Source organism: Cohnella sp. GbtcB17 (assembly GCF_019091135.1).
Lineage (GTDB): Bacteria > Bacillota > Bacilli > Paenibacillales > Paenibacillaceae > Cohnella.
Map to the genome: position 1 here is coordinate 22,915 of NZ_JAGXJW010000021.1, position 23,615 is coordinate 46,529.

Annotated in this window: 23 protein-coding genes; 14 read left to right on the top strand and 9 right to left on the bottom strand. The window is 50.8% G+C overall.

Features of this window, described 5'->3' with window-relative positions; genetic code table 11:
• Positions 1 to 99: 99 nt before the first annotated feature.
• On the top strand, positions 100 to 1,101 hold the full coding sequence (locus KVT38_RS13405) for a helix-turn-helix transcriptional regulator (RefSeq protein ID WP_256454855.1): 1,002 nt from the start codon (positions 100 to 102) through the stop codon (positions 1,099 to 1,101).
• Between the two features lie 106 nt (positions 1,102 to 1,207).
• On the opposite strand, the gene KVT38_RS13410 is transcribed toward KVT38_RS13405, so the two are convergent.
• Complete coding sequence (locus KVT38_RS13410; RefSeq protein ID WP_217594232.1) at positions 1,208 to 1,579, bottom strand: winged helix-turn-helix transcriptional regulator; 372 nt, start codon at positions 1,577 to 1,579, stop codon at positions 1,208 to 1,210.
• 112 nt (positions 1,580 to 1,691) lie between these two features.
• On the opposite strand from KVT38_RS13410, the gene KVT38_RS13415 reads away from it, so the two are divergent.
• A complete protein-coding gene (locus KVT38_RS13415) occupies positions 1,692 to 2,348 on the top strand; it encodes an FMN-dependent NADH-azoreductase (protein WP_483298173.1) in 657 nt (218 codons plus the stop codon).
• Positions 2,349 to 2,407: 59 nt separating this feature from the next.
• On the opposite strand, the gene KVT38_RS13420 is transcribed toward KVT38_RS13415, so the two are convergent.
• Genes KVT38_RS13420 through KVT38_RS13440 form a run of 5 tightly spaced genes read right to left on the bottom strand, consistent with a single transcriptional unit; the run spans position 2,408 to position 4,720 of the window.
• Positions 2,408 to 2,704 carry a spore coat protein gene (locus KVT38_RS13420; RefSeq protein WP_217594234.1) on the bottom strand — a complete coding sequence of 99 codons (297 nt, stop codon included), beginning with the start codon at positions 2,702 to 2,704 and terminating at the stop codon, positions 2,408 to 2,410.
• An 11-nt stretch (positions 2,705 to 2,715) separates the two neighbouring features.
• Complete coding sequence (locus KVT38_RS13425; RefSeq protein WP_217594235.1) at positions 2,716 to 2,916, bottom strand: hypothetical protein; 201 nt, start codon at positions 2,914 to 2,916, stop codon at positions 2,716 to 2,718.
• Positions 2,917 to 2,945: 29 nt separating this feature from the next.
• On the bottom strand, positions 2,946 to 4,082 hold the full coding sequence (locus tag KVT38_RS13430; protein WP_217594236.1) for a zinc-dependent alcohol dehydrogenase: 1,137 nt from the start codon (positions 4,080 to 4,082) through the stop codon (positions 2,946 to 2,948).
• Positions 4,079 to 4,465 (bottom strand): spore coat protein, encoded by a 387-nt coding sequence (locus tag KVT38_RS13435; protein WP_217594237.1) that lies wholly within the window; start codon positions 4,463 to 4,465, stop codon positions 4,079 to 4,081. The genes KVT38_RS13430 and KVT38_RS13435 overlap by 4 nt, the downstream gene beginning before the upstream one ends.
• A 12-nt stretch (positions 4,466 to 4,477) precedes the next feature.
• On the bottom strand, positions 4,478 to 4,720 hold the full coding sequence (locus KVT38_RS13440; protein ID WP_217594238.1) for a spore gernimation protein GerQ: 243 nt from the start codon (positions 4,718 to 4,720) through the stop codon (positions 4,478 to 4,480).
• A 189-nt stretch (positions 4,721 to 4,909) separates the two neighbouring features.
• Between KVT38_RS13440 and KVT38_RS13445 the strand changes: the two genes are divergently transcribed.
• The 5 genes from KVT38_RS13445 to KVT38_RS13465 all read left to right on the top strand — a co-directional run bounded on the left by KVT38_RS13445 (position 4,910) and on the right by KVT38_RS13465 (position 14,788).
• Positions 4,910 to 5,191, top strand: coding sequence for a hypothetical protein (locus KVT38_RS13445; RefSeq protein WP_217594239.1), 282 nt, complete (start codon positions 4,910 to 4,912; stop codon positions 5,189 to 5,191).
• A 141-nt stretch (positions 5,192 to 5,332) separates the two neighbouring features.
• The gene (locus KVT38_RS13450; RefSeq protein WP_217594240.1) at positions 5,333 to 5,854 is read left to right on the top strand and encodes a TetR/AcrR family transcriptional regulator; all 522 of its coding nucleotides are present in this window, start codon (positions 5,333 to 5,335) and stop codon (positions 5,852 to 5,854) included.
• A 194-nt stretch (positions 5,855 to 6,048) separates the two neighbouring features.
• Positions 6,049 to 7,011, top strand: coding sequence for an NAD(P)H-binding protein (locus KVT38_RS13455; RefSeq protein WP_217594241.1), 963 nt, complete (start codon positions 6,049 to 6,051; stop codon positions 7,009 to 7,011).
• Between the two features lie 386 nt (positions 7,012 to 7,397).
• On the top strand, positions 7,398 to 12,854 hold the full coding sequence (locus KVT38_RS13460) for an S-layer homology domain-containing protein (protein WP_217594242.1): 5,457 nt from the start codon (positions 7,398 to 7,400) through the stop codon (positions 12,852 to 12,854).
• A gap of 194 nt (positions 12,855 to 13,048) precedes the next feature.
• Positions 13,049 to 14,788, top strand: a complete 1,740-nt coding sequence (locus KVT38_RS13465; RefSeq protein WP_217594243.1) for an ABC-F family ATP-binding cassette domain-containing protein — start codon at positions 13,049 to 13,051, stop codon at positions 14,786 to 14,788.
• 115 nt (positions 14,789 to 14,903) lie between these two features.
• On the opposite strand, the gene KVT38_RS13470 is transcribed toward KVT38_RS13465, so the two are convergent.
• Positions 14,904 to 15,830, bottom strand: a complete 927-nt coding sequence (locus KVT38_RS13470) for an SDR family oxidoreductase (protein WP_217594244.1) — start codon at positions 15,828 to 15,830, stop codon at positions 14,904 to 14,906.
• A 120-nt stretch (positions 15,831 to 15,950) separates the two neighbouring features.
• Between KVT38_RS13470 and KVT38_RS13475 the strand changes: the two genes are divergently transcribed.
• The 3 genes from KVT38_RS13475 (at position 15,951) to KVT38_RS13485 (ending at position 18,027) form a co-directional block, all read left to right on the top strand.
• Positions 15,951 to 16,325: a MerR family transcriptional regulator gene (locus tag KVT38_RS13475; RefSeq protein ID WP_217594245.1), complete on the top strand. Its 375-nt coding sequence runs from the start codon at positions 15,951 to 15,953 to the stop codon at positions 16,323 to 16,325.
• Between the two features lie 93 nt (positions 16,326 to 16,418).
• Positions 16,419 to 17,366: a helix-turn-helix transcriptional regulator gene (locus KVT38_RS13480; RefSeq protein WP_217594246.1), complete on the top strand. Its 948-nt coding sequence runs from the start codon at positions 16,419 to 16,421 to the stop codon at positions 17,364 to 17,366.
• A gap of 64 nt (positions 17,367 to 17,430) precedes the next feature.
• Positions 17,431 to 18,027, top strand: a complete 597-nt coding sequence (locus tag KVT38_RS13485) for a DinB family protein (protein WP_217594247.1) — start codon at positions 17,431 to 17,433, stop codon at positions 18,025 to 18,027.
• A 65-nt stretch (positions 18,028 to 18,092) separates the two neighbouring features.
• Here KVT38_RS13485 and KVT38_RS13490 read toward each other — a convergent pair whose 3' ends face one another.
• A complete protein-coding gene (locus tag KVT38_RS13490; protein ID WP_217594248.1) occupies positions 18,093 to 18,731 on the bottom strand; it encodes a nitroreductase family protein in 639 nt (212 codons plus the stop codon).
• 130 nt (positions 18,732 to 18,861) lie between these two features.
• Between KVT38_RS13490 and KVT38_RS13495 the strand changes: the two genes are divergently transcribed.
• The 4 genes from KVT38_RS13495 to KVT38_RS13510 are packed head-to-tail and all read left to right on the top strand — an operon-like array spanning position 18,862 to position 22,570.
• Positions 18,862 to 19,224 carry a MerR family transcriptional regulator gene (locus tag KVT38_RS13495; RefSeq protein ID WP_217594249.1) on the top strand — a complete coding sequence of 121 codons (363 nt, stop codon included), beginning with the start codon at positions 18,862 to 18,864 and terminating at the stop codon, positions 19,222 to 19,224.
• A 44-nt stretch (positions 19,225 to 19,268) separates the two neighbouring features.
• Positions 19,269 to 19,964: a response regulator transcription factor gene (locus KVT38_RS13500; protein ID WP_217594250.1), complete on the top strand. Its 696-nt coding sequence runs from the start codon at positions 19,269 to 19,271 to the stop codon at positions 19,962 to 19,964.
• Positions 19,949 to 21,058 (top strand): HAMP domain-containing sensor histidine kinase, encoded by a 1,110-nt coding sequence (locus KVT38_RS13505; protein WP_217594251.1) that lies wholly within the window; start codon positions 19,949 to 19,951, stop codon positions 21,056 to 21,058. The genes KVT38_RS13500 and KVT38_RS13505 overlap by 16 nt, the downstream gene beginning before the upstream one ends.
• Before the next feature lie 48 nt (positions 21,059 to 21,106).
• The gene (locus KVT38_RS13510) at positions 21,107 to 22,570 is read left to right on the top strand and encodes a serine hydrolase domain-containing protein (protein ID WP_217594252.1); all 1,464 of its coding nucleotides are present in this window, start codon (positions 21,107 to 21,109) and stop codon (positions 22,568 to 22,570) included.
• A 31-nt stretch (positions 22,571 to 22,601) separates the two neighbouring features.
• Here the strand turns inward: KVT38_RS13510 and KVT38_RS13515 are convergent, their stop codons facing one another.
• Positions 22,602 to 23,567, bottom strand: coding sequence for a helix-turn-helix transcriptional regulator (locus tag KVT38_RS13515; RefSeq protein WP_217594253.1), 966 nt, complete (start codon positions 23,565 to 23,567; stop codon positions 22,602 to 22,604).
• Positions 23,568 to 23,615: the final 48 nt, after the last annotated feature.

Genomic DNA, 23,615 nt, shown 5'->3' on the forward strand with positions numbered 1-23,615 from the left:
TAATCGCTCCTTAGCGGTTTATTTCTTACAAGATCGATCCTATTGGCTATATGTATCAAAAAGAGATACCTTTTACTGCGTTTCTGATACAATAAAATGATGAAAAAAACAGAACGAGTGAACCTGATTATGCGCTTCATCAATAACCGCGCGCGTTTTACGATTGCCGAGATTCAGCGGGAGTTCAAGATTTCTCGTGCGACGGCGATTCGCGACATTAACGAGATTCAGGCGATGGGCTTTCCGCTGACGACCGAGCTGGGACGCGGAGGCGGCTACAATGTCCTGCAAAATCAATATTTGTCTGCCGTCCGATTTACGCCGGAAGAGCTGAAAGCTATCTTTATCAGCTTTATCGCCTCGAAAAATTCGCAGCTGCCTTATTTGCAAAATCGCCGTTCCATCACAGAAAAGCTCATCGGCATCGCGTCGCAAACCCAGCACGACGAGCTGATCGAGCTGAATCACCTCTTGCTTTTTGAAAATACAAATCCGGCGAATCCGAATCTGCTGGAGCTCGATGATGCGGCGCCTGCGGAGTTAAACCAGTTGATCTCGCTTGCTGCGCGGGATAAGCACTTGCGTTTGACGTATGAGCCGAGTCCCGGCTGGCCGCAGTTGATGGACGTGTATTTGCTTCATATTCTGAATGCTAACGCGCATTGGCTGGTCGAGGTTTATGATCTGGATGCGGATGCGTTTCGTTATTTGCCTGTCGAGATGCTGCGGGATTCGGCCATTTCCGAACAGAAGCTGAGGCGGTCGGAGCAGGAGATTTTAAGCAAAAAACGGCTTGGCGCACGCGAATCCAATCTGGTTGTTAAGCTTGATGCGACCGGGATTCAGCGCTTTAAGCGATTGCATCCGCCAGGGATTGTTTTGTCCTTTACCGGCATGTTCCAGTCGAGCGGGATTTTTAATGTCCAACTGGATGTGACCGATGAAGAGGCGCTAGCGTATTACGCGGATTGGCTTTTGTTCTTGGGGAAAGGGGTCGCGTTTGAACGGATTCCTGATGAGCTTCGTTCGATTTTGGAGGAGCGGTTAAGGGGAAGTGCCGACACTTTAACCAAATACACACCAGGCGTTAGGCCCGAATAATTAAGCTGCTATACCTCTTGTACCGGCTGCCCGGCGGGCGGGCGATCCGCAAGCGATCCGAATCCCCCGCCCCCGGCCAACCCCGCCGTGATTGCTCCTGCGGCGCTTATGGGCGACCTCCCGCCTCATGCTCGGCGTGCGCCTCTTCGATCCTTTTTTGCTGCATATGCTCCGTATGACGCTCGCCCCACTGGTGCATGGCGACGATGACTGGCTCCAGCGTTCTGCCGTAGTCGGTCAGCGAATACTCGACCTTCGGCGGAACCTGCGGGTAGACGACACGCCTTACGATATCCTGTTCTTCAAGCTCCCTCAGCAGACCAGTCAGGATCTTCTGCGTAATGCCGGGGATCAGCGCCCGCAGCTCGTTGAATCGCTTCGTCCCGCCGTTGAACAGATGGAACAAGACGTCGCCTCTCCATTTGCCCGCAAAAATTTCGGCGGCTTCAACCGCGTGGCACTGCTCGATCGATGCCATGCTGCCACCTCCTAAGTTTCTAAAAGCATACTAAGCCACCTAAAAGTGCGTTCTTCCCAGCGACTCGTTCTTGTTCCATAATAACAACTGTGCTTATTATATCACAGTATAAATTTCTTATAACGAATGGGGAGAAAATAAGATGGCAAATGTACTATTTATTAAAGCAAACGACCGCCCGGCCGATCAAGCCGTTAGCGTAAAATTATACGACGCGTTCCTGTCCGCCTATAAGGAGACGCATCCGTCCGACACGATTACGGAGGTGGATCTGTTCGCGGAAAATCTACCGTACTACGGCAACACGACGATCACCGGCTTGTACAAGCTGAGTCAAGGCTTCGAGCCGACGGCCGAAGAACGGCAGGCGGCCGAGCTGTCGAGCCGCTATCTGGAGCAGTTCCTGGCCGCCGACAAAGTCGTGCTGGCGTTCCCGCTCTGGAACTTCACCGTGCCGGCGCCTCTGATTACGTATGCCTCCTATTTGTCGCAGACGGGGAAAACGTTCAAATACACGGCCGAAGGTCCCGTCGGCTTGGCCGGCGACAAGAAGGTCATGCTGCTCGCGGCACGGGGCGGCGACTACTCCAACGAAGTGATGGCTCCGTTCGAGATGGCCGTTAATTATGTCAAAGTCATTCTCGGCTTCTGGGGCATTACGCAGCCCGAGTCCGTAATTGTAGAAGGCCACAACCAATTCCAGGACCGCGCCGCCGACATCGTCGCAGCCGGCATTAAAGAAGCAGCCACTAAAGCGGCTGCGTTCTAAATAAAGCATTCATCGACTCCCCGGCCGGCGATACGCCTGCCCCCGGGGAGTTTGCTGCGTCAGTACGGAATGTTCAACGCGGTATCTATATTTTGCAGATCGAGCTGAACTTGCTCCTGCATATGGTACGGGTGATACAGGCCTCGCTGCACCATGTAGTTTGTTATCTTTTCATGGGCGTCGATCGCTTCGTCGAGCTGCTTCATCAATATATGCTTGATTTCGGGCGTGGCGCATTCGGTGACGGCCATGGCGTAATTTCTGACGCCGCTCTTGGCGTTTACCAACAAATCCATCGCGATCACTTCGTCCGTCAGCGTATGAAGCCCTGTCATGTGCTCAATTATCGTATTCATGTTTGACCTCCCTATAGGGTCGCTTTAGACAGCGCGCCACTGAGCTCCTGGAGCTGCTGCTGCGATAATTGCACGTCTTGCTGCAAAATCTCGATGAGCTCCGGGTCGGTTACGAGCGCTCGCATCGTTTTCGATTTGGTCAAGCAAACGGTCTTGAACGCCGCGATCTCATGAACCTCGAGCATCTCATGCATAGCGTAATTGGATTTCATTCGATTGTCCTCCACTTTTTGATCGACATTCAAGGCTTCAAGACAACTTTGATGCAATTGTCGGTTTTCGTATCGAACACTTCATAGCCGCGCTTCGCCTCGCTGAGCGGAATGACGTGCGTAACGATGTCTCCGGGGTCGACCTTGCCCGACGTCACCAGCTCGTACATATACGGCATGTAATGAATGACCGGGGCTTGTCCGGAACGGATATTCACGTTGCGCTGCATGATGTCGCCGAACGGGAATCCGTTATAGCGTCCGCCGTATACGCCGGTGACCTGGATGGTCCCGCCTTTGCGTACAGCCTGAGACGCAATGACAAATGCGCTCATAGTGCCGCCTTGCAGCTTCAAGCCGCTGGCCAGAAATTCAAGATCGCTCATCTTGCCGTCCATGCCTACCGCATCGATCACGACATCGGCGCCGCCCTTGGTCATTTCCTTGAGATGGTTGCCGATATTTTGATCCGATTCGAAGTTGACGATCTCCACATGGTTCGTTCTCTTCGCATGCTGCAGGCGGTAATCGACATAGTCGACGGCGATAACCCGCTTGGCTCCCTTCAGCCAGCAGAATTTCTGTGCCAGAAGTCCGACCGGGCCGCAGCCGAGCACGATGACCGTATCTCCGTTCTTGACGCCGGCGTTATCTACGCTCCAGAATGCCGTTGTCATGGCATCGGCGATCAGGCTCAGCTTTTCGTCCGGCTGCTCGCAATTTTCGGGAATTTTAAAGTGGGTAAAATTCGCGAACGGGACGCGTAAGTACTCGGCTTGCCCGCCAGGATATCCGCCTGTCGTCCCGGAGTAGCCGAAGTAAGCGCCCATATCCCCGTGTTCGTTTGAATTGTCGCACTGGCTTTCCAGCTGATTTTTGCAATAAAAGCATTCTCCGCAAGCAATGTTAAAAGGGATGATCACCCGGTCGCCTTTCTTTACCTTGGTCACGCCGGGGCCCACTTCTTCTACGATGCCCATCGGTTCATGCCCGATGACATAGTTTTCCTGAAGGTTAGGGATCATTCCGTGGATCAGATGAAGGTCCGAGCCGCAAATGGCGGAACTGGTGATTTTTACGATCATATCGTCCGGTTTCTCAATCTTCGGATCCGGGACTTCTTTGACCGCGACATTTTTAATCCCTTGATACGTTACCGCCTTCATGCCTGATGTCCTCCCATATGCTCATCTGGGGTCCGATCGAACATCCCTTTGCGCGACGTATCTTCCGCGAACAAATTCATTTGCCCGATCATCACCGTATTTTTCGCCGACAGCTGGTCGAGTTGGTACTGTTCGTTCAGCTCGTAAGGATGGAACCATTTTTTGCGAATCATAAGCTCCGAGATTTCCTGGTGCATCGCAATCCCTTGCTTAAGATGATTGCGCAGCAGCGTTCTTACATCCGGTGAAGCCGTTTCCGTCAGCGCAATGGACAGATTTCGCACGCCTTCCTTGGCACGAAGAAGGAAGTCCATGGCAAAGGTCATGTCCGCCATTTCCGGCATATTTAACGCATTGATCGGGTCCAGATAATCAGTGTTCATGTACGTTCCCCTTTAATGTGTGATAGGCGTCGGGTTATTCGGGACAGGCGCTTGGAAAGGCACTCTTGCGTAGATGGCTTGGAGCTCGGCGAGCTGTTGCGTGGATTGAAGCACGTCTTTCTGCATTAACGCCTTCAGCTCCTGGTCGAAGACAAGGCCTTGCATCAGCTTTGACTTTGCCAGGCAGAGCGTTTTGAAGTTTAACGCTTCATGCAGTTCCATCGACTCGTGCGGCGCTAGCGTGGGCAGGGTCATTGTGAATGATTCTCTCCTTTCTTTCGTCCGAGTTAGCTTTTCCTACACATTGGAGCCTATACAAAATGGATTTCCGGAAATGCGGGGGCCGATTATCCCCATGCGGCGGCCAGAATATAAACAAAATCACAACCGCATACTTGTTTCGGTATGCGTTATCGATCTTTGCTCAGGGAGGGATAAATCCACATGCCCAATGAAAACAAAATTGATCTGTCCACCGAAAATGCAAGAAAACCGGCAGCAGGTGCACTTCACGCGAGCGGCAATGCGCTGGAGCAGCATGCAGCTAATGCGGTTTCCGAAGCGCAAGCGGCTTTAAATCAGGCGACAAGCTCGATCACTGAAGCTAATGGGGCCAAAAACGCACAAGCTTTGGAGGTCGCAAGGCAGCAATTGACCCGAGCGGAGGAATTTTTAGATCAAGCGCAAACTTCGGCAAATGCCTTACAACTGCCGGACCAGCAATAAAAAGTTATCGCGCAGATCGACTTGGCAGATTGAATAAGGAGGGCACAGAAGGTAGATTCTGTGCCCCGATTTGCATTCAGCTTACGGCAGCGGTATACTGACTTTGTTATTGATCAATCACTATCTTTTGGAGGGACATAGTTGGCTAAATCCGATTTCACTTCTGTTAATCGCAAGGCGGAGATTATTTCCGCGGCGATCGAGGTGTTCGCCGAAGTCGGCTATTACCGGGCTACGACGGCACAGGTGGCACAGCGGGCGAACATTTCACAGCCCTACGTTTTCAAGTTTTTCTCGACAAAAGAACTTTTGCTGTTAGGCGCTTTGGAAGCCTCGTGGTCCAGAGTGATCGAATCGTTCCGTCAGGTGATAGAGAAAACGTCGCCGGAATTGCTGGAGGCTACACTGATCCAGGAATACGAGAACATTCAGGCGATGCACCATAACGAGATTTTATTGCAGATGCAGGCGCAGACGATTCAGGAGGAAGCGATCCGGCAGTCGATGATGAACGGCTTCAAGGAAGTCCGAGAAATGGTGCTTGCCGCATTCCAGGAAGCCGGTGTCGACAAAGCCGAAGAGCGAACGATGCTGTTTCTTGCGCGAGGCTTGCTGTGCAACGTCGCTGTGGCGCTAAATATGCCCGAATTAATGAAGGGATGAGGAGAGGAGGATTTCATTTTCAAAATAAGTTATTGACCAATCACTCACTGTTTGTTATAGTAAAAAACAAGTTAGTGATTGATTAATCACTGACACGAGACATTAAAAGTAAATTCCGGCAGGCCAAGACGCTCGGCATCTGGAATGTAAAGTGAGTGACTAATCAATCACAATTAAGAAAGAGGTCGATTGGAATGACGATAACGAAGGCAATGGTCATTGGAGCAACCGGCGGAACGGGTGCCGCAATCACGGAAGAGCTGGTTAGACGCGGGATCGACACGATTGCGTTCGGGCGTTCGCGTCACAAATTGGAGCAATTCGCGAGTCGGCTAGGCAACCCGGCACATCTGTCGCTTGCCGTTGGGGACGCTATGCGGCCGGACGATATCGCTTCCCAAGCAGGCGGCGCAGACGTATGGTTCCATTGCGCGAATGTTCCGTACCACGAGATGACGAGCAAGCTGATTCCGCTGGGCGAGTCGGTGATGGAGGCGGCGGACCGCATGGCTGCCCGAGTCGTCGCGATTGACGGAATATACCCTTACGGAAGGAGACAATCCAACCCCGTAACCGAGGAGCATCCGAAAGCGCCGCATACGCGAAAAGGCAAAGTCCGCTTGGACTATGAACGGATGTTGTTCAGCAAGCGGTGGAAAAAGGCCAAGGTTGCGATCGCCCGATTACCGGATTATTACGGACCTACCGCTAACGAAGCCTCTTATTTGGGCTCGACGCTGGAAGCGATCGCGGCCGGCAAGATGGCGTTTTATATCGGGAATATGCATATTCCCCGCGAATTCGTCTACTTGCCGGACGCGGCTGCCATGATTGTCGAGCTGGCCGGCAGAGACTTCGCCTACGGCCAGAATTGGCACATCCCGGGTGCCGGGTTAATCGCAGGGCGAGACATCGTGAAGATCGCGCAATCGGCAAGCGGCAGCGCCAAAGCGGTTATTCCGTTAAAGAAGCGGGGCTTGTCCCTGCTCGGACTCGGCTTGCCTGTGATGAAGGAAGTGGTGGAGATGCTTTATTTGACCGAAGAGCCTCTGACGCTTAGCCGAGACAAGTACGAGCGGCTCATCGGTCAGGTCATAGCGACACCGTTCCAGGAAGGGATCGCCTCGACGATCAAAGTTTTGCAAAAAGAGAAATAACCAACTGAGAATCGCTCGCGGTCAACAGTCGAGAATCATACGCAAGCAGGGCGAATTCTGTGCCATGCAAATTCAACCAGCAGAGGTGTTTAATAAATAACGGCGAAGGGATAAAACCCCTTCGCCGTTATTTATTTTGCCATGAGCTTCATTGGTTCTGCGCGTTTCCATCCTTATCGGGCCAATCGCCTCTACTATTCCTACTTCTACTTCCTGATTCTAGATTGAAGTCAAAGTTTTCTTTAGGTTTCAAATAAGAGCTAAATCGCTATGCTACCATAGCCTAAGAAAATAATGGATGCACAAGAGGTTGGATCCTGCATATGACAGGGCCCGGGTTTTAAAATGCCGGTTCACATCATTCATTTTTTAGGGAGAGATCGTATTTGTACAAACGGATGATACGTTTTACGCTTTCTGTATTATTATCGATATCTTTAGTGGCGCCAAGTCTGGCAGCGGCGCAAACGCGCAGTGTCAGTGATCTGAGCGGTTTTAGCGGGTTGAGTCGTTTTAGCGATTCCAGTAATGCTGGCGAATCTAAAACAGAATCGTTAGCGTTACCCCCAACCAATGCGTTATCGAATAGCTGGAACGGCATCGTGCAAAATATAAGTCCGGTTGCCGCTGTACAGAATCCGACGAATGCGAATACGACAAGCGCTTTTAACGATGTGAAGCAAGGAGATTGGTTTTTCGATGCGGCCAATTATGTGAATCGAAATGGCCTATTCCAGGGGACAGGCGAGAAGGCCTTTTCGCCGCAAGGCACGATGACGCGCGCAATGTTCGTTACCGTTCTTGGACGTATTGCGGGAATCGATGCTTCAACATATACCTCTGCATCCCCATACACGGATGTGTCCGCGGGTTCTTATTATGCGCCATACGTACAATGGGCAAATGAGCACGGTATTGTAACAGGCATAGGGAGAAGTAAGTTTGTACCCGATAATACCGTGACAAAAGAGCAAATGGCTACGATTATGGTGAGATATTTTGAGAAATTTAATATCGACTATAAAGCAGGAAATGCCGTTACTACAGAACCGACCGATATCGATAAGGCCTCGAGCTGGGCAAGGGATGCGATATTGGAATTATGGAGAGCCGGTCTAATCACCGGGGATCGCAACGGAAATTTTAATCCGACTTCTCATGCAACGCGTGCTGAAGCAGCTACGTTTGTCATGCGCAGCAATGAAGTGATTAAAGGAAGTTCCCCTTCGACGCCAACATCGACACCTATACTTACACCGACGCCAACGACTTCGCCAACGCCGACTCCGGCTAATCCAACGACGCCAACAACACCGACACCGACGACCTACACCATTACGTTCTATACGGACGGTGGAACCCCGATCGCGAATAAGTCTGTCGTTGCAGGCCATACCCTAGGTGAACTGCCGACTGCAAGAAAAGCAAACTACAGCTTCCTCGATTGGTATACGGATCGTGCGCTAACGAAGGTCGTGTCTTTAGATGCAATCGTAACTAGCGATATGACACTGTATGCCAGGTTCGTAGAATTGTCGGAACAAGCGTTGGAAGTCCAAAGTATACCCGTCATTAGCAAGCTGGATCAACCCAGCACATTTTCAATTAAAGTCGTCGATCGCTCTGGACAATTAGCAGAATCTGCGATTAAGAATGCGATTGCGTTCAGCTCGTCTTCGCACCTTGATTTTGCGGCGTATTCAGGCATTTCTATCACGAAGTCTGGTAATGAATATGTGATTGCCGCCAATAACGAGAATAAGAAATTCCCTGAGGGCGGCACCTTTAAGCTCGTATTGAATGACGATGCTTTAGTCTTCAAGGAGGGAGATACGGAATACGATTCATCAACAAGGGAAGTTGCATTTACGACAGCCAAAGCCGAAGTCAACAACATAAAATTCAATTCAAAGCTAAAATATTTAAGCGCGTCCGAAGTATCTTTAATGAGTCAGGACGGGCAGCAGGCCAAGTTTATTGCGAACTCGCTATATACGTATGAGATCGAAGGCGGAAGTGCGCAAACCATTGTAAGCGACTATGAGAATGGCTATTTCATATATGATGGCGGCGGAATCGAAGTCGGAGATACCGTTGCGATTTATGATGGCGCACATCCGAATGCGCGTAATGGAAGCGCACCGTTAGAAGATGAAGGGAACGTTTCTTACGTTGAAATTTTTTCGATTAAAAATGGCAACGAGTATCATTACGGTTCGCCGGATGTAGCGGATATCATTTTTGTACCCGATGTTCTGCCTGTAAATGTTGCCGCGGATACGGATGGCGCTCCCAACGATTTTTCGATCACGGTGCCGGAATCAACGATGGATTTCTCCGATGCCAAGTATGAGGGGTTTAAGTTCAGAGAAGATCTTAGCGTCGAGCCGGGAGATTTTATCGCCTTCTATACCGGCGAGTGGAGCGAGGCCTCTCAGCTTGCCGACTATGCGCAGATCAAAACCGTTGATCTTGCTAATCACGCGTATACGATTACTTACGAGATTATTAGCGAAGAAGCCATGCGCAATTCATTCGATTATTACAAGAAAAATCAGAAGCTAGAGAATGAAGAGCTGCTTAACGATGACAGTATTGCCCGATTGGAAGCAGAGATGACGAAGAGCGCGATCGATAGTGGATTTGCGCGACAGGCTTCGGGCTATCTTGCGTCAATGGCTCTGCAAACGGACAGCTTTAAGGAACTTAATGCAGATTCCGCCCAGTTTAACGATAGCGACATTCAGTATCTTAAAGAAAATGCGGCTCAAGGTACTAGCTTGATGAAAATAGCAGGTTCAAAGGTAGAGGTATCCGTTGAACAGGTAAAGGTAAATATATCAAGCAACCTCAAACATTTTGAAGGAAAAACGGGGATTCGGGCCTCTTTAGAAATTGCGGCAGAAGTAACGATTGAAGTCAGCGCGGATCACGAAATCAAAATTAAATTAACGGGAACCTTTGAACAAGAGTTTTCAGTTAACCTTAGCGTTGGAGGCGAGATTTACTGGGAAGACTTCTGGTTCATATCCATACCTGTCGATTATTCGGTAAATGCAGATCTTGATGTGTATACGTATACGGCAGTAAGATTCGATGCCAATCTCGGTCTGTTCGAAAAAGAGGAAGATATTGATTGGAACAGTGACGACGTCATTAACGTCGCCAGACAAATTAAAAAGGTGATGGAAGAAACCGAAAAGTACACCGACAATGAGATCGATGACATTTCAAACGACTTACCCGAATTATATCAGGAGTTTTTGGAAAACGAAGATATCGATTGGGTTGACATCGTTAAGAAAGAAATATTTAGAACCAGCACGCGAGTCGTTTACGGTATTTTTGAGGTTGTATTCAAGGCAGAGTTCGTCGTGAGCGCAAAGGTTAATATCTCGGTTGGAATTATATATACGTATGAAAACGGACAACGTTATAGCTTTAATATGCGTATCATAGCAGCTCAGGTTAGAAACGCTCAAACGACGCTTGTACCCGAAAAGTATAACTTTACCTTCTATGCGATGGGAGAATTAGGGTTAAGGGCGGGGATTCGCCTTACGCTAGAGGTCGGTGCCCTATCCACGACGCTGAATAGCATTGGGGTGCAAGCAGAGCTGGGCGGATATATAAAACTATGGGGTTTCTTCTATTATCATTATGAGAGGGTAGCCGGCAGCGCTTCGACTTCTAAAATGAAAGGCGCTTATCATTTAGAGATCGGGCTATATTTAGATATAAAAATTATCGCGCAGGCGTTCAAGGGAACTTTCTCGGTCGTCCCCTTCTCCACGACCTACGAGAAGCCTTTATTTGAAGTGGGCACACGTAACGTGATTCTGGATTTCTCTTACGATCAGGATGATATAGAGCCGATCACGATGCATGGCGAGCTTGGAAAGACCTCTTATCAGTTACCGCTTGAATACTTTATGATGGATAAGATGGATTTACACGATGGCGAGATTACGCCTTCGATACATGATCCTTCTTCCTTTCGCATCAGCTTCGCGGAGCGGGACTTGTTCAGATACGACCCTCGCAATCGCACGATTACGCCTGATCGTGATGAAGACGCCGGCTATGAGACCAAGTTATATATTACCTATAGCGGATCAAGCGCATCCTTGGGTTCTGGCGGTCTGACGCGTACCTATAAACTCTCATACGATAATCTTCATGATAGCTATACGCTTACCTTGAAGGAACTCGATGACAATTTGCCGATTTCCGAGATGAGCGTCATGCGGCAGATTAGCGGTCCCTATCTATCGGCGATTCCTCATATTCCGAATCCGACAAAGCAGGGTTATACATTTGCGGGTTGGTATAATGAGAGTATGGGAACGATAGGGATAAAAACGTCGCTTCCGACTGTGATGGACGTTAAAAATAGCAACTACTATGCTGCATTTGTGCCTGCTACGGATACGCCGTATCTCGTCGAAACCTATTCCGAGAATTTACATGATAAGGGCTACACATTAGTCGATACGGAAAAATCAAGAGGAAAAACGAATGCTCTTCCTTCAGCAGATCCGAAGTATATCCCGGGGTTTATTACGCCTCAAAAGACCCAAGAGGCGATTAAAGCAGACGGATCGACGGTAATCAAGTACTACTATAAGCGCGACACGATCAAGCTGATCTTCCAGCACGACTATTCGAAGGCAACAGGCGATGTACCGATTTCCGCAGGCACGTATATTGAGTACATGAAGTATGGGGACAGATTAAATGTTCCGGGCTATGTGACGAATGTCGAAGGTCTTGCTTTCCTGGGTTGGGAATCGATCGATGAGGTTGTTCCGGCTGCGTCGAAAACCTATACGGCCTATCTCGACGTGAAAAAGGACATGCGGGTACGCGTAGACTATTATTCAAGAGATAGCTACGAGGGAGAATTTACGAAAGTCGGCAGCGAAATTTATTTGGCCACCGCATTCCAAGAGTTTAATGCTCGTTCCCAGGCTGCAGGCGATTATAACAGTCCAGACGAGTACGAGTTAGCGGATGACTGGGGGCTTCCAACGGATTATAAGATCATGGTGGACCCGGATCATGCTAAAAATCTTGTGGTAAAACAATATCTGCAGCGCAAGTTTGAGCTAACGTTTGATTTAAAGGAAGGAACTTTTGCGGATGGCACTTCCGCAAAAAGCTATTTGACTGCAGGAACGCCTTATCCAGTACCGTCTAATCCAACGCGTGAAGGTTATATATTTGCAGGCTGGTCGCCTGCAATTCCGTCCGGGTATCGAGAAATGCCTGCGGGCAATCTAACCTACACGGCACAGTGGACAGAGGACGCAGAAAAGCAAAAGTATACGGTGGAGCATTATCAAAGAGGAACGGGGATTGACGATCCATTTGAATTGGCCGATAGGGAAGAATTGCAAGGGGCAATTGGGGACACGGTAACCGCAGCCTATAAAACCTACTCCGGCTTCTATGCGCTGCAGGGATCGGGGACCGATTACGAAACCGTAAGCAGCGGAATCGTGAATGCGGATGGCACTACGACGCTGAAGCTGTATTACGATCGAAAAGTGTATAAGGTGAAATTTATCGTTATCGATCCGTCTACCCAACAGGAAAAGATCATCAATGAAGAAACCTACCGTTTTGGCGTGCAGTTTATGATTCCAAGTAAAGTCGTCTGGGAATTAGGCGTGACCGGTACCGGATGGAAGGCGTTAGACGGAGCGCCGGAAATCAAGGAATATGATTTGAACTTGGTACCTGCACAAAATGCGACTTATGAGCTCATTTTGGAGGGCGGAGAAGGCGGGGATCCAGGCTTTCCGGGAGATCCGGGTTTCCCAGGCTTTCCGGGTTTTTGAGGGGTTTAATCCGGTTGTTGTGCTTGAGTTTCGTTTTATGAAAAGGTTCATCGCAGCCGACTGCTGCGATGAACCTTTTTTACAAGTAGGAGCAAAACAGCAGGATACAGACGCGATTGAAGTTGGTTATAAACAGTGTTACGCTAGCAACGATACGTACAGCCACTATTCTAGCTACAAAGAAAGGTCATACGATGATAAAAGTCGAACGACTATCCTTCTCGTTTCCGCAAAAGGAGCTCTATAAAGATATTTCGTTTACGCTTGAGGAAGGGCAGCATTGCGCTTTTATCGGAACAAGCGGCAATGGGAAAAGCACGTTAATAGACATACTGATGGATCCGGACAGATATCTGTTCGATGGCGGCCTAGAAATAGACCCGGTTTGCAAAATCGGGCATGTAAGTCAATTCTCGCAACTGGATAACACGAAAGACACAACCGTTTTTGAATATATAGGGGAAGACTTTATTCAGATACAAGATGAGATCGCTTCAATTTGTACGGAGATGGAATCGGCCTCGGAGCTGGAATTATTATTGGAAAAGTATCAACTCGCTTTAGATGCATTAGAAGCCATCGGCGGGGATGATTTTGAAAGCAGCATCAATAAGAAACTGAATCTAGCCAACCTCACGAAGCTAAGAGATCAAAGGGTATCGGACCTGAGCGGCGGGGAGTTCAAGCTTATTCAAGTGATGAAGGAAATGCTTCGTCGTCCCGACGTACTGATCATGGACGAGCCGGATGTATTTCTGGACTTTGAAAACCTAAATGCGCTTAAACATCTGATTAATTCTCACAAAGGGACATTGCTTGTTGTGACGCACAACCGATATCTGTTGAATCATTGCTTCGACAAGATCCTGCACCTTGAAAACAGGGAGATCCAAGAGTTTGACGGGCGGTATATGGATTATAACTTCTCCTTGCTTCAGACTAAGGTGGAGCTGCAAGAAATCGCAGTCGCCGAGGCAGAAGAAAGCGAAAGAAACGAGAAAATTATCCATAACCTAAGAGCGATTGCATCCTATAACTCAGAAGCCTCAAGGGGTAAAGCGTTAAAGGCCAGAGTCAGGTTTCAAGAGCGATTGGAAGCGCGCAGAATTAAAGCGCCGTTCGTGGCGTTGAAGCAGCCGGCGATCCGTTTCGATCTGGATCATGAACTCGAAGATCGCACCGTTATACAGGTCAGCAACTATAGCGTTGCCTTTGATGATCTGCTCTTGGACCATGTTAGCTTTGAGATCAAATCTACGGATAAAGTAGCCATCATCGGCGCCAACGGCACCGGGAAAACGACTTTACTCCGAGATATCTTTAAAAACAGTCATGATTCAATTGAGATCGATGCCGATGTTAAAGTGGCGTATTTATCCCAGAATCAAGGCGAAGTGCTCCAGGATTCGAACACGATATTGGAAGAGTTCATCGAGGCCGGGTTTAAAACTTACGATGAGATTAGATCGTACATTTCAACCTATGGCTTTGAAGGAGAAATCGTTAATCAAAAGATAGCCTCTTTATCCGGCGGAGAGAAAAATTTGCTTCAAATCGCTAAAGTAGCCGCCAGTAAGGCAAACGTACTGCTTCTGGATGAACCGACCAGCCATTTAGACACCTACACGCAACTCGCCCTGGAGAAAGCCATTGAGGACTATAAAGGCGCGATTCTCATGATTTCTCATGATTTCTACGCGGTTGTAAACGGTATGGACTATGTGTTAATCGTTGAAGATAAGACGATCAGAAAAATGAGCATGCGAAAATTTAGGCAGATGATTTATGCTGATCATTTTGATCGAGACTATCTGGAAAAGGAAGAAAAGAAAAAGTCGGTTGAAATGAAAATCGAATCGGCTTTGAAAGATACGGATTTTGAACTTGCAAAAGGTTTGGTCGATGAGCTGGAAGCGTTGATTAAGTTACTTTAAGTTTACGGATAATCCGGCCTGTTTTGCGAGAGAAGCTACCAGCCATGGTAGCTTCTTTGTCTATCGTAGGTGTAGCTATTTTGCCGCTAGATCCGTTAGTATTGATCCAGCAGATTTAATCGAATTCCACATGGGTCAGCTGTTCGGATACTTCCCAGAGTCTCGATGCGACAGCAGGATCGAGCGCTTGCGGAGCAATCTTGCCCGGTTTGGGCAAGCCTCTTAGTTCGGAAAAGCCGCTTGGACCATAATAAGTCCCGCCTTTTGCATGGGGCGACGTGGCTGCGAACAGCGTCGGAAGAGCGCCCTGGGCAGCCGGTTGGAACAAGACCGAGCCCAGCGTCCTTCTTAAAATCCCGGCAGGGCTGTTCGGTCCGGATCCGTTCACGATCAGCTCCGTTCGAGAAATTCCCGGATGAACCGGAATGCTCATTAGATTCCAACCGGATGCATCGCTTCGCCGTTGAAGCTCCAGCGCGAACATCAGCATGGCTATTTTGGATTGAGAATAAGCTTCCATGGCATGATAGCGGCGTTCGAATTGCAGATCGTCAAAATGGATGGCGCCGTTGCGGTGGGCAATGCTGCTTAGGTGGACTACACGCGGGTTTTTCCCTTTACGCAGCAAAGGCATGAGGTGAGCGGTCAATGCAAAGTGCCCGAGGTAATTCGTTCCGAATTGAAGCTCAAACCCGTCTTTCGTGGTTTTGCGGGTGGGCGGCGTCATAACGCCGGCGTTGTTGATCAGCAGATCCAGGCTTTGACGCTCCTTCGTCATCCGCTCTCCGAACGCTTGTATCGAGGACAGACTGGCAAGATCCAATTCCGCAAAGCGTACTTGGGCTGAGGGTACGGTGCTGCGGATCTTTTTAACGGCATCCTCTCCCTTCGCATGATCGCGGCCCGCCAAAATAACTTCCGCGCCATGCTTGGCCAATTCCAGGGCCGTTTCATAGCCCAAGCCTCCCGTGCCGGTAATAATCGCTGAGCGGCCTAGCTGTGTTGGAATATCCGTTGCTGTCCATTTAGGAAAATGGTTCATTTCCTTTCACTCCTATCTTCCTGATTGAAGATCGACGGGCTGCTCTTTATACTTAATGCTAACGCTTAGAGCTTTATCGAAGTCAAGCGTTTATTCCCAAAATCGACGAGGTGAAGGGAAATGTACAGCATCAATGAAGTAGCTGCGATTTGCGATGTGACGGCGCATACGCTCCGCTTTTACGACAAAGAAGGGCTGTTGCCGTTTGTGGGTCGTAATGGGGCGGGGAACCGGGTGTTTTCCGAACGAGATCTGACGATTGTAAAATTTATATGCTGCTTAAAGAACACGGGGATGGCGATTAAAGAGATCAAGAGGTATATCGAACTGGGCATGGAGGGCGAAGATACTGCGGCAACTCGGAGGGATATGATTATCGAACATCGTAAGGAAGTGCAGCGGCAAATCGACGATTTGAAAAAGAGCCTGACGATTATTGATTTGAAGGTTGCATTTTATGACTCCTATAAAGTTGAATTTCATGGTGAACATTAGTCTTATTTCCATTCACTGTGTTCCTTTAAACCCCTTTCACTTGGAGTAGACTCTAACGGCAAAGGCATGCGAGGAAAAAGGAAGTGAACGACCTTGAACAAAACCGAGCGCATGCTGGCCATCGTCATCGAGCTGCAGCGCAAAGGGGTGCTGCGGGCCGAGGATCTGGCCGGCCGGTTCGAGACGAGCGTCCGTACGATCTACCGCGACATGCAAGCGCTCAGCGAGATGGGCGTGCCGGTGGCGGGAGCGACGGGCATAGGCTACTCGCTGATGGAGGGCTACTTCCTGCCTCCGGTCAGCTTCACGGCGGAGGAAGCGACGGCGCTGCTCGTGGGGGCGGACTTCGTCGAGCTGAGGCTGGACGCGACGTACGGCTCGAATGCCCGAAGCGCGCAGGAGAAGATCGAGGCCATTTTGCCCGACCATGTGCGCGAGGAAACAGCCCGGCTGCGGTCGGCGATCCGGCTGCTGAACGATCGAGCGGCGACAACGCGCGGGGAGGAAAAGGAAACGTTCGAGCAGCTGCGCCGGGCGATCGTACAGAAGCGCAAGATTAGGTTTGGCTATTCCAAAAGCCTGCCGGGATCGGACGGCCATCGCCACAGCGAGCGAACGGCCGACCCTTACGGGCTCGTATTTTCTCAAGGGGCATGGGTGCTCGTTGCGTTTTGCCATTTGCGGGGAGACGTTCGCCATTTTCGGCTGTCCCGCATGAATGAGCTTGTCGTCCTTGACGCGTCGTTTGAAGTGCTGCCCGGCTTTAGCCTTCACAACCGGCGGCACAGAGACGATCGGAACGTCATCGTGCGGATGCTGGTCGATCCGGCCATCGCCGACCTGGTCCGGGGTTCGGACAACTTCTATATGGAAACGTTCGAGCCGGGGGAGGAAGGCTGGCTGGCGACATTCCGCGTGCGGCAGGTCGAGGAGCTGCTTCAGTGGACGCTCGGCTGGGGGGCGGCGGTGCGCGTGCTGGAGCCGGAGTCGCTGCGGGATCGCATGGGCGCGGAAATCGAAAGCATGCGAAAAAGGTACTGACAAGCTTGTGTCAGGAGCGATGTCGTATGCTGGAGCCAACTCAGTCAAAGGAGTGGTTCCGGCCATGAACACGAAGGAAACGCTGCGCCAATTCGAAGCGACGGTAAACGACTATATTCAGGAGCTGGAGGACTTCAGCCTCGAGCAGCTGCTATGGAAGCCTGCGGAGGATGAATGGTCGCTTGGCCAGATGCATATGCATTTGATCCTCTCCGCACAGTTCATGCAATTGAGGAATGTTGCACTGTGCCTCGCGCCGAACGGCGAGTCGACGGGGGCGCCTGTGGGGAAGACCGCGCAGGGGGAAGCATTGTTCAGGGCGGGCAGCTTCCCGCCTGAGCGCGTTCAGGTGCCGCCATCGCCCCAGTACACGCCGCCCCAGCCGGAGAGCAAGGAACAAATCGCAGACGGGCTGCGCGAGACGGTGCGTCGGATGACCGAGATCGAGCCGAAGGTGGCGGCAGTTTTTGATCCGGCTCCGGCGGCTCAAGACGTATCGGAGCCGAGCAACGACCAGGCTGTCGAGCTTGCGCAAAGAACGGTCGCTCACCCGCGGCTCGGCGGCTTGAATGCGCTCGAGTGGTTCCGGCTGATCGAGATGCACTACCGCCACCATCTGCTGCAGAAAAAGCGGCTGGTCGACGCCTGGAAGCAAGCATAGAAGAAAACAGTCGGGCCGGCTGCCGGTCCGACTGTTTCTTATCGGAAGATGCCCATTTAGCGCCATTAGCGCCAAAAAGTAATGTCCTCGCCGGGCAAGCGCACGGATTCGTGGCCCGCTTCTTTAGCTTTTCCGATCGCGACGATCATGACCGGTACATACCGTTCGTCGTCCAGATCGAATGCGCGAACGACCTGATCGCGTTCAAAGCCGCCCATCGGATTCGTATCGTAGCCGTGCGCACGGGCGACCAGCATGAGCTGCATGGCAAACAAGCTGGCATCGACTTTGGCGATCTCGATCTTTACCTCTCGCGGCAATTGGGGGAACATGCCCATGATCTGTCCGACCAGATTGTCGCGGACGTCGCTGGGCATTTTCCCTGCTTCCACAGCCGCATTATAAATTTTTTCTACATACCCTTCACTCTGCGTATCCCCCAATATAATGAGCATCGCCGCAGAAGTGTCGTTTTGACGCGTATTAAACTGTACGAGAGGCCGAAGCTTGTTCTTCCCTTCCGGGGAATGAACGACGATGACCCGCCACGGCTGCATATTGGCAGAGGATGGCGCCAAGCTTGCTTCCTCGATGATCGCTTGCATTTCTTCCTTCGCGATTTTGACGTTCTCATCGTAAATCTTCACGGAACGACGTCCGGTCACGATGTCGGTAAAATCGTTATTTTTGATTGGCTCCAGCATGTTATCTCTCCTTGGATCGGACCAGTTATTTTGACAATGGCGTTGTCTCTGGTTATCCTGTTCGTTAGTATGAACTATGAACCTTGGTTCATAGCAAGCACCTATTTCGATAAGCGGGAAGGGAATAGAGATGAGAGCGAATGAGGTTTCCAAGCGGACGGCGCTGCCCATTTCCACGCTGCGATTTTACGAACGCAAACAGTTGATTCCGGTGACGTTTATTTCAAGAGATGAAAATAACTATCGCGTTTACGATGAAGAAGTCGTTCAGTATTTGCAGGATATGAAGATGCTGCTTTCGTTAGGCTTTACGATCGAGGAATTGATTTTTCTTGTAAACGAAAGCTCTCCTGAGGAGAAATTAGCACGCGTAAAGGACAAAATCGCTTATATCCAGGAGCTGGAGGCCAAGCTGGAAGCGTCCAAAACGTTCCTGAACGATCTATTGGCGGGCAAGGCGAATTTTCAGACGCGCTGCCGTATCGAGCATTAGTCGAGCTTGGCGCGAGCAAATTTAATTTTGCAGGAGACGTTTATATGGAAAAGCAACAAAAGCACGCCTATAAAATTCTCGTCGTCGACGACGAGCACGATCTGCGCAAGCTGCTTGCGGATTTTTTTGAAATGAACGGCTATGCGGTCATGACGGCCCAAAACGGTCAAGAAGCGCTTCGACAGGTTGAAAAGCATCCCGACCTTATCTTGCTGGACATCAACATGCCGGGGACGGACGGTCTTGAATTGTGCGCGAAAATCAGAAGCTTCGTATCCTGCCCGATCTTATTTCTGACGGCCCGCGTGGACGATTCGGACAAGATCTCGGGTTTTCGCGCGGGAGGGGACGACTACATTCAAAAGCCGTTCAGCATTCACGAACTCGGCGCACGGGTGGAGGCGCACCTGCGGCGGGAAACGCGGAGCCAACAAAAAACGTCGATCAAGTTTAGCGAGGACTTGGTCATCGATTATTCGGCTCGCGAGCTTTACTTCCGTGACGGACGAATCTCCTTGGCCAAAAAGGAGTTCGATATTATCGAGCTGTTGTCCACGCACCCCGGCATGGTTTTCGATAAAGAGCGCATTTTCGAGAAGGTATGGGGAATCGACGACGAAGGCGACAGCGCCGTCATCGTGGAGCATGTCAGGCGAATTCGCAACAAATTGAAGGAGCATGGCTGCGAGGACAGAGTCGAGACGGTCTGGGGGGTCGGATACAGATGGCGCAGATCGTGAACGGGCTGCGACTGAAGCGGATGAGCTTGCTCCAGTCGTTCATTTTTTTATGCTGTCTCACGCTTGTCGGGATTTTGGGCATTATCGTATTGGAGTTTCAGGCGGCCGAGAGCCTGCGACAGCGTTATGCCGGGCATGCGGGCGTCAACGGCTGGATCCTCCCTTCGCTCATCGCGTTGGTGCTGTTAACCGTTGCCGCCGGCATCGTGCTGATGGCCAGCCTTTTTTACCGTTGGAAGCTAAGGACGCCGCTTGATATTTTGATGAAGGCTTCTGAGAAAATTTCTTCGAACGATCTGGGATTCCGGATCTCGTACGACAACGAGGACGAGCTGGGCGAGCTGTGCCGCGTATTTGAGATCATGCGCGGGCAGCTGGAGACGAACTATAAAACGTTATGGCGATCGGTTGAGGAACGCAAGCAGCTGAACGCCATTTTTGCGCATGATTTGCGAACACCCTTGTCCGTGCTGAAAGGCAATTTCGAGTTTTTGAACACGTATGTGCCCCAGCGCAAAATTTCCGAGGAAAAGCTGCTGGACGTCCTTCAGACGATGAGCGTACATGTCGACCGTCTCGAAAAGTATATGGAAGCGATGAGCTCCATTCAAAAGCTGGAGGACATGCCGGTACGAACCCAGGAGATCGAATCGGACCGGCTGTTCGCTTTGCTGAACGAGAGCGCCCGCCAAATCGTCGGACAAAGGGGGAAGACGTTTAAGACGACGGTCACCGCGGATGCGGCAAGCATCGCCGTCGATGTCCATTTGGCGCTGCAGGTTTTTGAGAATATAACCGCGAACGCATCGCGATTCGCTTCCGGCCATGTGCGCATCGATTATGGCGTCGATGAAGAGGATTTGACGATTACGGTTACGGATGACGGCACGGGTTTTTCGGAAGCGGCGCTGCAAAAGGCGATGCTGCCTTTTTATCGCGGCGAAGTATCGGAGGCAAGCGAGCACCATGGACTGGGACTCTATATTTGCAAAGTGCTATGCGAGAAGCATGGAGGCGATCTGCAAATCCGTAACGCTCCGGGAGGCGGCGGACAAGTCGCGGCCCGTTTTTCGGCGGGGTTGATAAATCGTTGATAATTATCGTTTAGCATTTCCTTATCAAAGCGTTAAGGAGTGCTAAATATGCGAATCGTAGTTAGAAAAATGGTGTTGAGCTTGACCTGCTTTATGTTGCTGTCCATCGCTGTCTTGACCGAACCTGCTTTAGCCGTCGGCGTCCAGGACAAGGCTGATCTTCTGCAGAAGATCGATCGTTACGTGACCAAGACGATGAAAAAGAATCATATTCAAGGCGCGTCTCTTGCGATCGCCAATAACGACGAGGTTTTCTATGCGCAAGGCTTCGGATCGCTGTCCGACGGCAGCGCGATCGACGGCGGCACGCCGTTCCCCATTGCGTCTCTAAGCAAGTCGTTTACGGCGCTGGCCGTGCTGCAGCTGGCGGAGAAGGGACTGGTGGAACTGGACGCGCCCTACGCCTCCTACTTCCCCGAGCTGTCGCCCAAGGACGAACGCGTTCGCGAGATTACGATCCGGAATCTGCTCAATCAGACCAGCGGTCTGAACGACAAAGTGAATCCGGACATGACAAGATCCCCTCAATTTACTTCACTGGACGAAGTGAACCGATCGCTGGATACCGTTAAGCTTGCCCACGATCCCGGCACTTCTTACAGCTATCACAATCCGAATTACGCATTTTTGGCGCTGCTTGTGGAACGAATAAGCGGACAGTCCTTCTCCGAATACCTCGCAAGCCATATCTTCAAGCCTTTGAGCATGAATCAAACCTTTAATGTCAGTTCTACGCAGCAAATCAACGATAATGCCGCGATTCCAAGGGGACACTATCTGGTGTTCGGCAGCCCCGTCGCGCAAGCGGAATCTTCCTGGTTCGTTGACGGTCCCGCGGGTATCGTCTCCACGGCCGAAGATATGGCGAAGTGGATGCTTGCCCAATACAGCGGCAGCCTTTTATCTCCGGCGCTCATGGAGCAGTATCACCAGGCAGGACAGATCAGTCCGTATGGGATGGGTTGGCAGGCCGGCTCCGACGACCAGGGGCGGACGATTTCCCATAGCGGCATTTTCTGGACCTACAAGGCGGAAGAGACGATCTATTTGGATGAGCGGCTGGGCATCGCGATGATGTTCGATACGGGGTTGAATGCGTTTGTGAGTTATTCGGCGTTTATTGACGGCATCGCAAAGATCATTCACGGCCAAGAGCCCGGCGCCTCCTTGATTACCGGTGGAACGGTGGAGATTGCGATGGCGGTCTTGACCGCTGCCACGATCGTCTGGGGCATCTATCGCCTGATCCGGTTGGGAAAAAGGAAAAAAGCGATCACGACCGGAAGATTGATTTTGTCGACGGCCGGGCGAATCATTCCCATTTTGATTCTGTTGTTTTTGCCGCAATTAGCGACCTTTGTCGGCGCGGGGCGCGTCGTGCCTTGGCATGGTCTGTGGACCGCCTTGCCTTCCGTTATCATATGGCTTGCCGTGTTTTCGCTTTTGAATATCGTGAATTTGGCAGGCCGGTTCAGACTTACATTCGCTCGAGGCAAGAGAAGACGCTTGTAACCGAAGGCTGATCGGCCGTGTGGGGGAGCACCTAGTCGCTCCCCCATGCCTCCAGCCTGTCCTTCAATCCTTCCACAATCTCCTTCGGCATTTCCCTGATCCTGATGTCCGCTCCCAAGAAAAGCAGCCAATTGGTGATCTCGGCCAACTCATCCGGATGGTGAACATGGAGGAATGCCTTCAAGATCGCCGTCGTCTGATACGGATTCGTATAGGAAATCGTCATCTTTAGCGGATGATACTTTTTGAACTGGGCGATCGCCCGGGGACCCAGCTCGACGACGAGATTGATGGTCTCCTCCCGTTTGCTTAGTTGCTCGGCGATCTTCTTCGGGCTTATTCTTTTTTTCTCCGGGTAGGGTTGGACGTCGGCGAGATGGTCGACGGGAATGATACGCCGCTTCTCCTCCGCAAGGTCGAAGCCTTCGATTTGCCAGGCGCTCTTCTCGCGATACAGGCGCATGAGATAGACGGCATACGTCTTGATTTCCTTGCCTTCCTCGACGGAAGTCAGCAGGTAGCGGTCCTCGAGCAGAATCTGAATGAGCTGCTCCAGCATCGGATGCGGCAGATCCGACAGATCGAGCAGATCGGGATTGTGAGGGTTGGTCCCCTCGAACAGCAGAATCTGATTCAACAGAACGAGGTCGTTCTGCTGATTTTGCGAGATGAGGCCGAGCAATTTTTCCGCCAGAGAGTGGCGGCTCTTGAGATAAGGGAGCTGCAGATTGCGCGTGGCCATGAAGGCGATAAAAAGCGCCTTAATCTCGTTGTCGGTAAAGCGGACCGTGGGCAGGACGGAGTTGTTCATCACAAAGTAGCCGCCGTCCCTCCCGACTTCGGCGACCAGCGGCATGCCCATCGCTTCGATCTCCCGGATGTCCCGGATCGCCGTCGAGCGGGAGATGTCGAACTCGTTCATGATTTCCGAGATGGTAAAATGGGCGCGGTTGTTGATGTACCGCATGATCACGTTAATCCGTTCTACTTTTTTCATCGGACCTCTTTAAACAGTATCATATTTTGACATGATTAATCGTTATTA